Here is a 15,272-nt window from a genome sequence, read left to right as displayed (position 1 = left end):
CCCCGCTCAGGCGCCCGCCCGGATCGCGTCGCGCACCCCGGCGAGGGCCTCCGGCAGACGGGCCGCGTCGGTGCCGCCGCCCTGCGCGAGGTCGTCCTTGCCGCCGCCCCCGCCGCCCAGCAGCCCGGAGGCGGTCCGCACGAGCGCACCGGCCCGCACGCCCTTCTCGCGTGCGCCCGCGTTCGTGGCGACGACCACGACGGGCCGGCCCTTCGCGACGCCGCCGACGGCGACGACCGCCGGCGAGGACTCGCCGAGCCGGTTCCGGACGTCGAGCACCAGCGTGCGCAGGTCGTCGGCCGTGGCCTCGCCGGCGTCGTGCGTCACGACACGCACGCCCGCCACCTCCTCGGCGGACGCGGCGAGACCGCCCGCCGCCGCGAGGACCTGCGCGGCGCGCGCGGACGCGAGCTGCTTCTCCGACTCCTTGAGCCGCGTGAGCAGCGAGGACACGCGGTCCGCGAGCTCGTCGGGGCGCGCCCCGAGCAGGCCCGAGAGCTGCCCCACCAGCGCGCGCTCCTTGGCGTGGAAGCCGTACGCCCCGTCACCGACGAGGGCGTCGACGCGCCGCACGCCGGAGCCGATGGACGACTCGCCGAGCAGCGTCACGAGGCCGAGCTCGCCCGAGCGGCGCACGTGGGTACCGCCGCAGAGCTCGCGCGACCAGTCGCCGCCGATGGACACGACGCGCACCTGGTCGCCGTACTTCTCGCCGAACAGCGCCATGGCGCCGAGCGCCCGCGCCTCCGCGATCGGCATGACCGCGTCGGTGACCTCGAGGTCCTCCTGCAGCCGGGTGTTGACCCGGCCCTCGACCTCGGACAGCACGCCCTGCGGGACGGCCTGGCCGGAGCGGAAGTCGAACCGCACGCGGCTCGGGGCGTTCTCCGAGCCCGCCTGGGTCGCGCTCGGGCCGAGCGCCTCCTGGATCGCCTTGTGGACCATGTGCGTCGCGGTGTGCGCGCGGCTTATCGCGATCCGGCGCTCCGTGTCGATCGCCGCGACACCCGGCTCGTCCAGCGTGACGGTGCCCTCGACGAGGCGGCCGCGGTGGACCGGCAGCCCCTTGACCGGCGCCTGCACGTCGTCGACCTCGATCGTCGCGCCGCCGTCGAGCACGATCGTGCCGTGGTCGGCGAGCTGGCCGCCCATCTCGGCGTAGAACGGCGTGACGTCCAGGACGACCTCGACGTCCGCGGGCGCGGTCGCCGCCGGGGCGGGCACGCCGTCGACCAGCAGGCCCACGACGCGCGAGCGGGACGTGGTGCGGTCGTAGCCGACGAACTCGACGGGCTTGCCGCCGGAGCCGCTGAGCGTCGCGTGCAGGTCCTGGTACGCCGCGGTGTCCGTGCGGCCCGCGCGCTTGGCCAGGGCGTCCGCCCGGGCGCGGTCGCGCTGCGCCTGCATGAGCGTCCGGAAGGCCTTCTCGTCGACGGAGACGCCCTGCTCGGCCGCCATCTCGAGGGTGAGGTCGATCGGGAAGCCGTAGGTGTCGTGCAGCTGGAACGCCTTCTCGCCCGACAGCAGCGGCGCGGTGCCGGACGTGCCCGCGGTCCTCGCCTCGGAGACGGCCTGGTCGAGGATCGAGGTGCCGGACACCAGCGTGCGCAGGAACGCCTCCTCCTCCGCGTACGCGACCCGGGCGATGCGGTCGAAGTCGCGCGCCAGCTCCGGGTACGACGGGGACATCGCGTCGCGCGAGACCGGCAGCAGCGTCGGCAGCGCCGGCGTGTCGACTCCGAGCAGGCGCATCGCCCGCACCGCGCGGCGCAGCAGGCGGCGCAGCACGTAGCCGCGGCCCTCGTTGGACGGCACGACGCCGTCGCCCATGAGCATGAGGCCCGAGCGCACGTGGTCCGCGACGACGCGCATCCGCACGTCGTCCTCGTGGTCGGCGCCGTAGCGGCGGCCGGACAGCTGCTGCGCGGCCTCGATGACCGGGAAGACCTCGTCGATCTCGTACATGTTGTCGACGCCCTGCAGCAGGAACGCGACGCGCTCCAGGCCCATGCCGGTGTCGATGTTCTTCTGCTTGAGCTCGCCGAGGATCGGGAAGTTCTCCTTGCCGCCCCCGTCGCCCCGCTCGTACTGCATGAAGACGAGGTTCCAGATCTCGATGTACCGGTCCTCGTCCGCGACCGGCCCGCCCTCGCGCCCGTACGCCGGGCCGCGGTCGACGTAGATCTCCGAGCACGGGCCCGCCGGGCCGCGCGCGCCGGTCGACCAGTAGTTGTCCTTCATGCCGCGACGCTGGATGCGCTCGTCCGGCAGGCCGGCGATCTTCTTCCAGAGCTCCGCCGCCTCGTCGTCGGTCTCGTAGACCGTGACCCAGATCGTCTCGGGGTCGAAGCCGTAGCCGCCCTGGTCCTGGCGGGTGGTGATCAGCTCCCACGCGAAGGTGATCGCCCCCTCCTTGAAGTAGTCGCCGAAGGAGAAGTTGCCGTTCATCTGGAAGAACGTGCCGTGGCGGGTGGTCTTGCCGACCTCCTCGATGTCGAGGGTCCGCACGCACTTCTGCACGCTGGTCGCACGCGGCCACGGGGCCGTCTGCTCGCCGAGCATGTAGGGGATGAACGGCACCATGCCCGCGATCACGAACAGCGTCGACGGGTCGGGCGAGATCAGCGGGGCCGAGGGCACCACGGCGTGACCGCGGGCCTCGAAGAAGTCGAGCCAACGCTGGCGGATCTCGGCGGTGCGCATGGTGTCCTCTGCAGTGTCGGTGGGCGGGACCGCGTCCCGCCGCTGTCGTGCTCAGCGTCGCGCCGGCCCGGGGTGTTCCCGTCCGGCCGGGGAGCAGCCTAGGCGGCTGCGGGCCGTCGTCAGTAGAACGAGTACGGCACGTCGCCGTCCTCGTCCTCCGGGTCCTCGGTGGGCTCGTCGGCCCAGCCGCGGCGGGCCCGGGCCTCGCGGGCGGCCGACCGGGCCTCGGGGTCGTGGTGCCAGGCCGGCGGCACGGCACCGCCGTCGTCCGGCGTGGTCGCGCGCCGCGCGTCGCGCTCGGCCCGCAGGGCGTCCACGTCCACGTCGCCGACGAGGTCGTGCCGCAGCTGCGCCTCGCGCTCCGCCATGCCGGCCCGCAGCTCCCGCCGGGCGTCCGCGAGCGAGCGGACCGCGCCGGCGGTGGTCGCCCCGGCCCGGAAGGCGGTGCGCGCGGCCTGGGCCGCCAGGGCGGCGGCCCCCAGGGAGCCGTCCGCGGCGGGGGTCGCCCCGCGCGCGGCCCCCGGGGTGTCGAGCAGCCCCAGGCGGCGCGCACCGGCGACGGCCACGGCCGCCCCGACGCCGACCCAGAACAGCCGTCTCATCGCGCCGACCGGCCCTTGCCGAGCCCCGACAGGGCGCGCCGGACGCCGTAGCTGAAGGCCGCGACCTTGATCATCGGCCCGCCGACGGTCGCGGCGAACAGCGAGGTGAGCGCCGAGACGTTCTGCGTGACCTGCGCCGCGGAGGTCGTGATCGCGTCCACGCGCTCGAGCTGGGTGTTGGTCGCCGACACGGTCGTCGCCGCCTCGTCGAGGATCGGCACGGTGTGCTCGGTGATCTCCCGGACGGACGTGCGGGTCTCGTCCAGCACCCGGCCGAGCTTCACCAGCGGCACGGCGAGCGCGCCGACCAGCAGCACGAAGGCGATGGCCGCGATCAGCCCCGCGATGTCTCCCAGCATGGCCAGCCCTTCTGCGTCGTGTCGTCGCCGTGCGGCGTCACCGGAACCCTACCGGGAGCGACGCGGCGGCCCGGGACGGCCGCGACGCCCCGCACACGGTCCCTGTCGGGCGGTGCGGGGCGTCGCGGTCGGTGTCGCGGCTGCGTCAGCGGGCGTAGTACTCGACGACCAGCTGGACCTCGCACGTGATCGGCACCTCGGCGCGCTTCGGGCGGCGGGTCAGCACGGCCGAGAGCTTCTCGAGCTGCACGTCCAGGTAGCCCGGGACGGCCGGCAGCACGTCGCGGTGCGCACCGGCGGCGGCCACCTGGAACGGGACCGTCGTCTGCGACTTCGGCTTGATCTGGAGGGTCTGGCCCTCCTTCACGCGGAACGACGGGCGGTCCACGATCTTGCCGTCGACCAGCACGTGGCGGTGCACGACGACCTGGCGGGCCTGCAGGATGGTGCGGGCGAAGCCGGCGCGGAGCACCAGCGCGTCCAGGCGGGTCTCGAGGTCCTCGACGAGCGCCTCACCGGTCAGGCCCGGGGCCTTGCGGGCGGCCTCGTAGGCGCGGGCGAGCTGCTTCTCGCGCAGCGCGTACTGGGCGCGCAGACGCTGCTTCTCGCGCAGACGCACGGCGTAGTCCGACTCGGTGCGGCGGCGGGCGCGGCCGTGCTCACCGGGCGGGTAGGGGCGCTTCTCGAAGTGCTTGACGGCCTTCGGCGTCAGCGCGAGGCCCAGGGCGCGCGAGAGGCGCACCTGGCGGCGCGAACGGGTCACGTTGCTCACGGTGTTCTTCCTGTCGTTCGATTCACGGCACACCCGGACGCGGGAGGTTCCGCGGCGGGCGTGGGGCCGACCTTCGTGCCGAACCGCTCGGGAGCGGCGGTGGCTGGCTAGGGCCCCAGGCGCGTCCGGTCAACCCGGACGACCGGTCGACTCTACCGGGTCGGGAGCCCAGCGCCTAACCGTCGCGCGCCGCGCCTCGCCGCGCCGGGGTCAGCCGTGGCCCTCCGGCGCGGGCGCCTGGTCGAGCACCGCCCGGATCCGCCCGAGCCGCTCGCCCACCTGCCGCTCGTAGCCGTTGTCCGTCGGCGCGTAGTAGCGCGTGCCGACCAGGTCGTCCGGCAGGTACTGCTGCGCCGCGATGCCGTGCGGGTGGTCGTGGGCGTACAGGTAGCCCTTCCCGTGGCCGAGCGCCTGGGCTCCGGCGTAGTGCGCGTCGCGCAGGTGCGGGGGCACGGACCCGACCCGTCCGGCCCGCACGTCCGCCAGGGCCGCGTCGATGCCGGTGTAGGCCGCGTTCGACTTCGGTGCGGTCGCCAGGTGCACGACCGCCTCGGCGAGGATGATCCGCGCCTCGGGCATGCCGATCAGCGCCACGGCCTGCGCGGCGGCGACGGCGGTCTGCAGGGCGCTCGGGTCGGCCATGCCGACGTCCTCGGCGGCGGAGATGACGACCCGCCGCGCGATGAACCGCGGGTCCTCCCCCGCGGCGATCATCCGCGCGAGGTAGTGCAGGGCCGCGTCGACGTCGGAGCCGCGCACCGACTTGATGAACGCGCTGATGACGTCGTAGTGCTGGTCGCCGTCCCGGTCGTAGCGCACGGCGGCGACGTCGATCGCACGCTCGACCGTGGCCAGGTCGACGACCGCCGGCGCGTCCGCGTCCTCGCCGTCGTGGTCGGCGTCCGGGTCGGCCGCGCGCGCGTCCCGGTCGGCCAGCGCCGCACCCGCGGCGGCCTCGAGGACGGTCAGGGCCTTGCGCGCGTCGCCGCCCGCGAGCCGCAGCAGGTGCTCCTCGGCCTCCTCCTCGAGCCGCACGGCGCCGCCGAGCCCGCGCTCGTCGACGACCGCCCGGCGCACCAGCGCCCGCACGTCCTCGGTGCCGAGCGGCTTCAGCGTGAGCAGCAGGGAGCGCGACAGCAACGGCGAGTTCACGGAGAAGCTGGGGTTCTCGGTCGTCGCCGCGACGAGCGTCACCCAGCGGTTCTCGACGCTCGGCAGCAGCGCGTCCTGCTGCGCCTTCGTGAAGCGGTGCACCTCGTCGATGAACAGCACCGTCTCGGAGCCGTCCGCGGCCAGGCGGCGTCGCGCGTCGTCGACCACCTGCCGGACGTCCTTGACGCCCGCCGTGACGGCCGACAGCTCCACGAACCGCCGGCCCGACGTCGTGGCCACCAGGTACGCGAGCGTCGTCTTGCCCGTCCCCGGCGGCCCCCAGAGCACGACCGACGACGGCGCCGCCCGCCGCGACGCGTCGCCCGCACCGCCCTCGACGAGGCGCCGCAGGGGCGACCCGGGCACCAGCAGGTGCTCCTGCCCGGCGACCTCCGCCAGGCTGCTCGGCCGCATCCGCACGGCGAGCGGCGCCCCCGCGGACGGCGCGGGGGTGCCCTGCGCGGTGGAGGTCACCGCGTCGAACAGGTCCATGCGGCGAGCCTACGCAGCCGCGCCCACAACCGGGCACCGCGGCTCCCGCGCGCACCCGGCGACCCCGCCGCCACCCGTGATGCGCGAGCACCGTCCGGCCTGCGATGCTGACCTGCGTGTTCGAGAGCCTGGGGCGCACCGTCGCCCGCCACCCCCGCCTGACGCTCGCCGCCTGGGCGGTCGTCGCCGTCGCCTGCGCGCTGCTGGCGCTGGTCGGCGTCGGGGGCCAGAACCTCTTCGACCGGCTCACGACCGGCGAGCCGGTGGTTCCGGGCTCCGACAGCGCCCGGGCGACCGAGCTCCTCGCGGAGTCGGACACCTCCGGCGCGTCGCTGACGCTCGTCGTGCAGGGGGTGGACCCCGCGACGGAGGGCCTCGCGGACGCCCTGGAGCCCGCGCGCGCCGAGGTCGCGGACGTACCGGGCGTGGTCTCGGTCATCGACCCGTTCGTGCTGCCGGACGGGGTCGAGAACCCCGCGGCCGCGCCTCTGCTGGCCACCGACGGGGACGGGTTCCTCGTGGTCGTCGAGCTCGACCCCGGCCTGGCGGGCGACACCCAGGACGCGGCCCTGCACGACGTCGAGGAGCGGCTGCGCGAGGTGCCGGCCGCGCTCGACGACGTCGCCCCCGGCGCCACCGGCCTGGTCGGCGGGACCTCCCTGATCGTCTCGGCCATCACCGACCAGGTCGAGCGGGACCTCACCACGGGCGAGGCGATCGCGCTGCCGGTGGCGCTGCTGATCATGGTGCTGGTGTTCGGCGGGTTCCTCGCCGCCGCCATGCCGATCGTCGGCGCCGTCGCGTCCATCGCGGGCGGCCTGGGTGCGCTCGTCGGCCTGTCGTACCTGATGGACGACCTCGAGTCGTCGGTCGTCAACGTGGTCACCGTGCTCGGGCTCGGCCTCTCGATCGACTACGGCCTGCTCATCGTGTCCCGGTTCCGCGAGGAGCTGGGCCGGGCGCTCGGCGACGACGAGGGACGCTCCGCGCGCCGCCGACGCGGGGACGGGGCCGTCGTCACCGCCCTGGTCACGACGATGGGCACCGCCGGGCGCACGGTCGCGTTCTCCGCGCTGACCGTCGGGGTGTCGATCGCGGGGCTCCTGGTGTTCCGGCAGGACATCCTGCGGGCGTTCGGCGCCGGGTCCGTGGCCGTGATCGTGTTCGCGGTCGCCACCGCCCTCACCCTGGTGCCCGCGCTCCTCGTGCTCGCGGGGCGCCGCCTCGCCCGCCCGAGCGTGCTCGCCCGGGTGCCGGGCGTGCGGAGCGTCCTGGCCCGCACCGCCGACGTCGCGTCCGAGGAGGGGACGTTCTCCCGCCTCGCCGGGCGCGTGCAGCGCCGACCCTGGTGGGTGATGGGCGGCTCGCTGGCCGTGCTGCTCGTGCTCGCGTCCCCGCTGCTGCACGTCGAGCTCCGCAACTCCACGACGCAGCTGCTGCCGATGTCCAGCCCCCAGCGCGAGTTCGTGCGCGTGCTCGCGGAGCAGTACCCGGCGTCGTCCTCGCCGTCCGTGGTGCTGGTCGCGCAGACCGGCGAGGCCGACGCCGCCGCGGCCGTCCCGGAGATCGAGGCGCTCGACGGCGTCGCCTCCGTCGACCCGCCCGCGGTGCGCGACTCGGTCGTCGTCATCGGGGTGCGCCCCGACAGCACCGACCCCGGCGGCGCCGTCGCCCAGGAGGTCGTGCACGGGCTGCGCGACCTCGACCTGCCGTTCGACGCGTGGGTCGGCGGGCAGGCGGCCAACCAGATCGACTTCACCGACGCCCTGTTCGACCGCGCCCCCTGGGCGCTCGGGGTGGTGGCGCTCGCGACGCTGGTCCTGCTGTTCCTCATGACCGGATCGCTGCTCGTGCCGGTCAAGGCGCTGCTCACCAACGCCGTGTCGCTGTGCGCGTCGCTCGGCGTGCTGGTCTGGGTGTTCCAGGACGGGCACCTGTCCGGCCTGCTGGGCTTCGAGTCCACCGGCGGCATCGAGACGTACGTCCTCGCGCTCGTCATCGCCTTCGCGTTCGGCCTCGCGATGGACTACGAGGTGTTCCTGCTCTCGCGCATCAAGGAGCTGCACGACGCCGGCGCGAGCAACGACGAGTCCGTCCGCCTCGGCCTGCAGCGGTCCGGGCGGGTCATCACGTCCGCCGCGGCGATCATCGTGGCCGTGTTCGCCGGGTTCGTCGCCGGCGAGCTGCTGGTCATCAAGGAGGTCGGCTTCTCGCTGGCGGTGGCCGTGCTGATCGACGCGACGCTGGTGCGGCTGCTGCTCGTCCCGGCCACGATGACGGTCCTCGGCGACCTGAACTGGTGGGCCCCGGCCCCCCTGCGCCGCCTCCACGCCCGCCTGCCGATCACGCACTGACACCCGGGGCAGGCCCGCGACACCTGCGCGCGGCGACCGGCTACGAGCGGTCCTTCAGCGTCTCGACGAGGGATCGGACCGGGATCAGCGAGATCGCCAGGACGAGGAGGGTGGCGCACGCCCAGCCGGCCACCATGTGACCGGCACCCTGGGCTGCCACGACGGCGACGTCCGTGCCGAGCGCGATTCCGACGCAGGTCACCACGCCCCAGGCCCACACCGCCGCGGGGACCGAGAGCACGAGCCACTCCGAGAGCTGGAGCACGACGAGAGCACGCCGGTGGACGCCGTACGTCACGTACACAGCCAGCCGCGCGCGCCGCGTCCACCGGACGAGCGCCACCATCCCGCCGAGGACCACGGCCGCGCCGAGCCACGCCGTCCCGAGCTCCCTGGTCGCGTACGAGCCCGCGAAGCCCAGGCCGTGCGCGCTCTCCTGCAGTCGCGGTCGCACGACGACCGGGCCGCTCGCCTCGGAACCCAGCGCGAGCGGGAGGTAGCCCGCGACGGCCTCGACGTGGCCGGCGTCGCTGCGGACGTAGCACTGCGTGGCGTCGCGCTCCGTGGGATCGGCGACGATCCACGCGCCGTCGAGGTCACGGCCGAGCACGGCGGAGTCCACCCGGCGGGTCCCCACCGCGACGCCGCGGTACTCCGACGGCTCCTCCACGAGCACCACCTCGTCGCCGTCGCCCAGCCCCAGGGGGATGAGCACCTCGTCCGTCGCCAGGGCCCCGTGTCCCGCGACCGGGGCGAGGTCGAGGAAGTCGAAGATCCCCGGTGACACGATGATCTGCGTGGCCCTGATGCCCGGCTCGGCCGCGAGACCCAGCGCCCCCCGGACACCTGATACCGCGAAGGCACCGTCGACCCCCTCCAGGGCGGACAACCGGTCGCACCGTGGCGCGTCGATCGTCCCGCCCTCCGCTCGGCCGGGCTCAGCCACGAGGACGAACGCCCCGGCGGCCGCCCACTCCGCCTCGGCGCGCACCAGGCGCCCGACGTCGAGGACGTTCGACAACGCCGCGGCCCCGAGGACGCCGGCGACCGCGAGCGCAACGACGACCGAGGCCCACCGACCGGACCTGGCGTTCTCCGCCCCTTCCGCGAACGCCAGGGCCGACGGCCAGACCTGGCGTCGTCGCACGTCCGTCATGATGCCGGCGGCGGCGACGGCCGGCGACCGTCCAGCCGGAGCACCCGGTCGCAGCGGCGAGCCGCCCGCTCGTCGTGCGTCACGAGGACGATCGTGCGTGCCGCCACGGCGAACATGGCGTCGAGCACCAGGTCGGTCGTCCTCGAGTCGAGCTGACCCGTCGGCTCGTCCGCCAGCAGCACCGGCCTTGCCGAGGCCAACGCCCTCGCGATGGCCACCCTCTGGGCCTCGCCACCCGACAGCACCGACGCGCGGTCGTCGGCGCGGTTCGCGAGCCCCATCGAGTCGAGCGCCTCCCCGGCGAGGCCGCGGGCCTCCGCGCGCCCTGCCCCGTCCAGGAAGGCGCCGAGCATCACGTTGTCGAGCACGGACCGCTCCGGGAGCAACGAGACCGTCTGCAGCACCCACGTCGTGACCTCGCGCGGGTCCCGGACACCGCCGCTGTCCCGCCACGCGACAGTGCCCCCTGCTGGCGCGAGCAACCCACCCAGGATGGACACGAAGGTGGTCTTCCCCGACCCGGACGGTCCGACGACTGCCAACGTCTCGCCGTCCTCGAGGCTGCACGTGGTCCCTGCCAGCACCGGCCACGCGGCCCCGGGAGGGGTGTAGCGGAGTCCGTCGACGGTCAGCCGCACGTCTCCCCCACACCCGCCTCACGAGGGTTGATGACGAGCGGGGTCCCGATCAGCCGGGCATCCACCTCCACCATGCCGAGCGACCCGCCCAGGGGGTCGATGCGCACCGACCCGCCGTCGAGGTCGGTGAGCACGCACGCGTTGCCGGCGTCGTCCGTGAGGACGGCCGAGGCGGGGACCCCGCCGACCTCGTGTGACCCGGCTGTCGTCACCACCACAGCAGCCGTGTCCTGATCTGCCATCACGACGCGGATCGCTGCGACGTCCTCCGGGGCCGAGATCGCGGACTGCCCGGGAGGCAGGGGGACGGTCGCGTCTGCGAGCGAGACCGTCCGTCGGGCCGGATCCCCCTCGATGTCGACGTCGACCCGCTCCGGGTCCAGGACAGCCCGGTAGATCGGCGTCGGAGGCTGCAGCAGGTCGCCGACCTCGATCGAGACGTCCACGGGCACGGTCGCGCCCTCCGGGATCCAGATGACGGAGGACCGCGCGAACGTGCGCCCGTGGGGCAGACCGTACGACGCGTTCCAGCGCTCGATCGCGTCGGCCGTCGCCGGGCCTGCCAGCCCATCCACCCGGTCGAGCAGCCCGCGGTCCACGAGGACCGCCTGCACCGACCGCACGTCGTCGCCCTCCATCCCCTCGACGACGTCCCGATAGAGCGGTGCCGGGGCAGCGAACGCGATCACGGGAAGCCCGTCGACGCGCACCACCACGTCACCGGCCGCGATCGGCCGGCCGGGCTCGATCGCCAAGCCTGTCACCGTTCCCTCCGACTGCGCGGCGACGACCCGCTCCACGGGCGCGACCCACGTCGCCGTGACGGTCTCGGACGCCGGACGCGCCACCGGCTGCACCTGGCCGACGAGCGGCGCGGCGGGCACGTCCGACTGCAGCGGCGAGCGAGCCAGCGCGAGGAGCGCGAGCCCACCACCGATCACGAGCGGCGCAGCGAGGACGAGAGCCACCGCGACGACGCGGAGACGCGACCCGTTCCTCACCACGCGTCGACACCGGCCTCGGCCAGGCAGTCGATCCGGCCGTCCGATGCCTGGAGCGCCTCGGAAGCCGCCCTCGCGAGGTCGGGACCGGACGGATCCCGCCCGGTCCGCACGTCGTTCCGGTCGAGGCAGGCCCGGATCACGGGCGCCTGCTGCTCGAGGTACCGCTCGGACGCCTCGACCGAAGACGGCTGCACCTGGTAGAGCTCGTTGACCAAGCCGAACTCACGCTCATCACACGTCGCGACGTCCCGGTCGACGTCGGCACCCGGCGCGTGCCTGACGACGTATCCCGGGACCACGAGCCCGTAGGCGAGCGACCGCTCGTCGTACTCCGCATCCAGCCCGAGCTCCGCGAGACACGCGACGGCGCGCCTCGCGGCCTCGCGGACCACCTCCAGGGAGATCCGCCCGGTCTCCGCGCCCTCGCGTAGAGCCGAGATCTGGGCGTCCGACGCGGACGTCGATGCCTCCGCCTGTGCGAGAACCTGTGCGAAGACGACCGAGCCGTCAGGACCTTCGGCCTCGGTGGGGGCGCAGGCGCCGGTCGCCACGAGAAGACCGACCAGGACAGCCACGAGCCGGCCCCGGGTCGCCCCCTCCGACGCCGCCACGTGCGCGCGGGCACGCGACGCCGGCCGGCGGGACGTGCCACCGGCCGGCGGGCTCAGTGCCACACCTTGTAGTGCGTCATGGACCTGCCGGTGATGGTGATCGACGTCGCCGCGAACACGGCGGACGATGTCGTCGTGGCGGTCTTGGCCGACAGTCCGACAGAGCCGGACGCATCACCGTCGTCGGCGGTGACCTTCGATGAGCTCGAGATGACCGCGACGCTCACGTCGCGGACGGTGTGGAGGGTGCACGAGCCCACCTTCGTCCAGGCCGAGCTCGCCGCTGACGCCGCCGGGCTGCTGAGCACGACGAGACCGGCCGCGAGAACAGCGGCCGGCAGGGCACGAACCGTGGTGCGCATGAGAGCCTCCGAGTCGAGGTGGACGCCGAGGGGACCCCGCCGTCCTCGTGGAACGCGCATCGAGCGGCGCACCCCGGAAGCCTCTCCCGGATGCGAGCACCCATCCGGACGATCCCGACCTCATTGAGTGCCGACTGAGTGCTGTCGCCCCACTACTGGGTGCCGGTTCGCCTCGGCGGTGGGCGACGACTGAGTGGAGCGGACCCGATCCCGGCCCTGACTGGTCCGCTGCACCCACCCCCCGCCCGCCGGCACCCGTCGGAGGCTCCCACGTGCCATCGAGGTGGTCCGGGGGTCACCACGATGGCGCTTCGGAGGCTCCGAACGGTCGCGGCGGGGCGGGGTGCGCGCGGGGAGGTGAGGGGTCAGGGGTGGCGGAGGGTGGTCATGCGGTGGACCGTACGCAGGCCGAGGCGGTGGTAGATGCGCCGGGCGCCGTCGTTGTCGTCCCACATACCCAGGGACACCCAGTCCGCGCCGTCGGCGAGCAGCGCGCGCGTCGCGGCGGCGGTCAGGGCAGCACCGAGGCCGCGCCCGCGGTCGCCGGGGCGGACACCCAGGCCGTGCAGGTGGGCGGACCCGGCGGATCCGGGCTCACCGGCGCGCCGGCCACCGCGACCCGCGCGCGGTCCGGACCCGATGACGCCCGCCAGCGTGCCGTCGGGGGCACCGCTCCCCCACCACCGTTCGCCCGGGCCCGCCGGGTCAGCGTCCGTGGTCGGGTTCGCGGCCGCGAGGCACGCGCGGATCGCGTCCGCGTCGGCGACGGGGTCGAGCTCGCGCACCGCCACCTCCCCGGTGACGGCCGGGGGCGCCTGCTCCGTGACCATCCACTCCCAGCCCGTGCGTGCGGGGAGCAGGCCGAGCCGGGCCACCTCGGCGGGTCGCAGCATCCCGAGCGCCGCCGTGTCGACCCACGCGACGGCGTGCGTGGCGTCATCGTGGTCGCGCAGCAGGTCCGACGCCGGGCCGGCCGGCCCGAGCACGATCAGGCTCGTGCGCGTCCCCGGTGCGCCGGACGCCGCGACGGCGCGCTGCACGAGGAGCAGCGCGCCGTCACGCGCGACCACGCGCGCGGGCGACCACAGGGGTCGGTCGTCGAGCAGGAACGGGTCGTCGGCCCAAGGCGCCGGGAGCGTCGCAGGGGCCCCGACGTCCGCCGTCACGCCGAGGCGGTCGCCGCGGCGGCCCCGTCCTGCGCGCCGGCCTCCGCGTCGGCACCCTGCTGCGCGGCGGCGGGCCGCTTCGGGCGGGCGTCGACCCCCGCCTCCTTGCGCTGCTGCTCCGTGATCGGCGCGGGCGCCCCGGTCAGCGGGTCGTAGCCGCCGCCCGACTTCGGGAACGCGATGACGTCGCGGATCGACTCCGCACCCGTGAGCAGCGCGACCACCCGGTCCCAGCCGAGCGCGATCCCGCCGTGCGGCGGGGCACCGAACTGGAACGCGTCCAGCAGCCAGCCGAACTTCTCGCGCGCCTCCTCCTCGCCGATGCCCATGACCGCGAACACGCGCTCCTGGACGTCGCGGCGGTGGATACGGATCGAGCCGCCACCGATCTCGTTGCCGTTGCAGACGATGTCGTAGGCGTAGGCGAGCGCCTGGCCCGGGTCCTCCTCGAAGCGGTCGATCCACTCGGGCGTCGGCGACGTGAACGCGTGGTGCACCGCCGTCCAGGCACCTTCGCCGACCGCCACGTCGTCGTCCTCGCCGGTCGGCTTGAACAGCGGGGCGTCCACGACCCACACGAACGACCACTGCGACTCGTCGACCAGCCCGCCGCGGCGGCCGATCTCGAGGCGTGCCGCACCGAGCAGCGCGCGGGCCTCCGAGGGGCGGCCGGCGGCGAAGAACACCGCGTCGCCCGGCTGCGCCCCGACGGCCTCGACGAGCCCGGCGCGCTCCGCCTCGGAGATGTTCTTGGCGACCGGCCCGGCGAGCGTGCCGTCCTCGGCCACCGTGACGTACGCCAGGCCCTTCGCCCCGCGCTGCTTCGCCCACTCCTGCCAGGCGTCGAACCCGCGGCGCGGCGTCGACGCACCGCCGGGCTGGACGACGGCGCCGACGTACGGGGCCTGGAACACCCGGAACGGGGTGTCGGCGAAGAACCCGGTCAGCTCCACCAGCTCGAGCCCGAACCGCAGGTCCGGCTTGTCGGTGCCGTACCGCGCCATCGCCTCCGCGTAGGTCATGCGGGCGATCGGCGTCGGGATCCGGTAGCCGATGAGGTCCCACAGCGCGACGAGGATCTGCTCGCCGAGCGCGATCACGTCCTCCTGGTCGACGAACGACATCTCGACGTCGAGCTGCGTGAACTCCGGCTGCCGGTCGGCGCGGAAGTCCTCGTCGCGGTAGCAGCGCGCGAGCTGGTAGTACCGCTCCAGCCCGCCGACCATGAGGAGCTGCTTGAACAGCTGCGGCGACTGCGGGAGGGCGTACCAGGAGCCCGGCGCCAGGCGGGCGGGCACGACGAAGTCGCGGGCGCCCTCCGGCGTCGACCGCGTCAGCGTGGGGGTCTCGACCTCGACGAAGTCGTGGGCGTCCAGGACGCGGCGGGCGGCCTGGTTGGCCTTCGCGCGCAGCCGCATCGCCCGGGCCGGCTCCGGCCGGCGCAGGTCGAGGTAGCGGTAGCGCAGGCGCGCCTCCTCGCCCACCGGCTCGTCGAGGGACGACGACACCTGGAACGGCAGCGGCGCGGACTCGTTGAGGACGACGACCTGCGCGGCGACGACCTCGACCTCACCGGTGGCCAGGTGGGCGTTTTCGTTGCCCTCCGGGCGGCGGCCGACCTCTCCGGTGACCTGCAGGACGTACTCCGAGCGCAGCCCGTGCGCGACGGCCTCGTCGCGGATGACGACCTGGGCGATGCCCGACGCGTCGCGCAGGTCCACGAACGCGACCCCACCGTGATCACGGCGGCGGTCCACCCACCCGGTCAGGGTGACGGTGGTGCCGATGTGCTCGGCCCGCAGCGAGCCGGCGGTGTGGGTGCGCAGCACGACAAGTCCTCTCAGGTGGTGGGTCGCTGCACGCAGCAGCCCGGCGAGTCTACTGCCGGAGGCGCACGCCCC

General features: G+C 74.7%; 13 protein-coding genes. 1 reads left to right on the top strand and 12 read right to left on the bottom strand.

The window, feature by feature from the left end; genetic code table 11:
* Positions 1-6: 6 nt before the first annotated feature.
* From alaS to AAHH18_RS02425, 5 genes are all read right to left on the bottom strand, one after another.
* A complete protein-coding gene (gene alaS, locus AAHH18_RS02445; protein WP_343300426.1) occupies positions 7-2,703 on the bottom strand; it encodes an alanine--tRNA ligase in 2,697 nt (898 codons plus the stop codon).
* A gap of 119 nt (positions 2,704-2,822) precedes the next feature.
* Positions 2,823-3,305, bottom strand: coding sequence for a hypothetical protein (locus AAHH18_RS02440; RefSeq protein ID WP_343300425.1), 483 nt, complete (start codon positions 3,303-3,305; stop codon positions 2,823-2,825).
* Positions 3,302-3,664, bottom strand: coding sequence for a DUF948 domain-containing protein (locus AAHH18_RS02435; RefSeq protein ID WP_283320258.1), 363 nt, complete (start codon positions 3,662-3,664; stop codon positions 3,302-3,304). Before AAHH18_RS02435 ends, AAHH18_RS02440 begins: the two co-directional genes overlap by 4 nt.
* Positions 3,665-3,809: 145 nt before the next feature.
* Complete coding sequence (gene rpsD / locus AAHH18_RS02430; protein WP_222169464.1) at positions 3,810-4,436, bottom strand: 30S ribosomal protein S4; 627 nt, start codon at positions 4,434-4,436, stop codon at positions 3,810-3,812.
* Between the two features lie 210 nt (positions 4,437-4,646).
* A complete protein-coding gene (locus AAHH18_RS02425; RefSeq protein WP_283320257.1) occupies positions 4,647-6,080 on the bottom strand; it encodes a replication-associated recombination protein A in 1,434 nt (477 codons plus the stop codon).
* A 104-nt stretch (positions 6,081-6,184) separates the two neighbouring features.
* Here AAHH18_RS02425 and AAHH18_RS02420 point away from each other — a divergent pair, with 104 nt between their 5' ends.
* A complete protein-coding gene (locus AAHH18_RS02420; RefSeq protein WP_459349066.1) occupies positions 6,185-8,434 on the top strand; it encodes an MMPL family transporter in 2,250 nt (749 codons plus the stop codon).
* 40 nt (positions 8,435-8,474) lie between these two features.
* Here AAHH18_RS02420 and AAHH18_RS02415 read toward each other — a convergent pair whose 3' ends face one another.
* The 7 genes from AAHH18_RS02415 to aspS form a co-directional block, all read right to left on the bottom strand.
* Complete coding sequence (locus tag AAHH18_RS02415) at positions 8,475-9,581, bottom strand: hypothetical protein (RefSeq protein WP_343300423.1); 1,107 nt, start codon at positions 9,579-9,581, stop codon at positions 8,475-8,477.
* A gap of 5 nt (positions 9,582-9,586) precedes the next feature.
* Complete coding sequence (locus tag AAHH18_RS02410; RefSeq protein WP_283322041.1) at positions 9,587-10,174, bottom strand: ABC transporter ATP-binding protein; 588 nt, start codon at positions 10,172-10,174, stop codon at positions 9,587-9,589.
* A gap of 44 nt (positions 10,175-10,218) precedes the next feature.
* Complete coding sequence (locus tag AAHH18_RS02405) at positions 10,219-11,196, bottom strand: peptidoglycan-binding domain-containing protein (protein WP_343300422.1); 978 nt, start codon at positions 11,194-11,196, stop codon at positions 10,219-10,221.
* 29 nt (positions 11,197-11,225) lie between these two features.
* On the bottom strand, positions 11,226-11,807 hold the full coding sequence (locus tag AAHH18_RS02400) for a hypothetical protein (RefSeq protein WP_343300421.1): 582 nt from the start codon (positions 11,805-11,807) through the stop codon (positions 11,226-11,228).
* A gap of 89 nt (positions 11,808-11,896) precedes the next feature.
* Positions 11,897-12,205 carry a hypothetical protein gene (locus AAHH18_RS02395; protein ID WP_343300420.1) on the bottom strand — a complete coding sequence of 103 codons (309 nt, stop codon included), beginning with the start codon at positions 12,203-12,205 and terminating at the stop codon, positions 11,897-11,899.
* 365 nt (positions 12,206-12,570) lie between these two features.
* Complete coding sequence (locus AAHH18_RS02390) at positions 12,571-13,371, bottom strand: GNAT family N-acetyltransferase (protein ID WP_343300419.1); 801 nt, start codon at positions 13,369-13,371, stop codon at positions 12,571-12,573.
* Positions 13,368-15,200, bottom strand: a complete 1,833-nt coding sequence (gene aspS, locus AAHH18_RS02385; RefSeq protein ID WP_283320250.1) for an aspartate--tRNA ligase — start codon at positions 15,198-15,200, stop codon at positions 13,368-13,370. Before aspS ends, AAHH18_RS02390 begins: the two co-directional genes overlap by 4 nt.
* Between the last annotated feature and the right edge of the window lie 72 nt (positions 15,201-15,272).

Origin of the sequence: Cellulomonas olei, assembly GCF_039548315.1 — a bacterium.
GTDB lineage: Bacteria > Actinomycetota > Actinomycetes > Actinomycetales > Cellulomonadaceae > Cellulomonas.
Note: the sequence above shows the minus strand (reverse complement) of the source record. Positions and strands in the feature narration are given on the sequence as shown.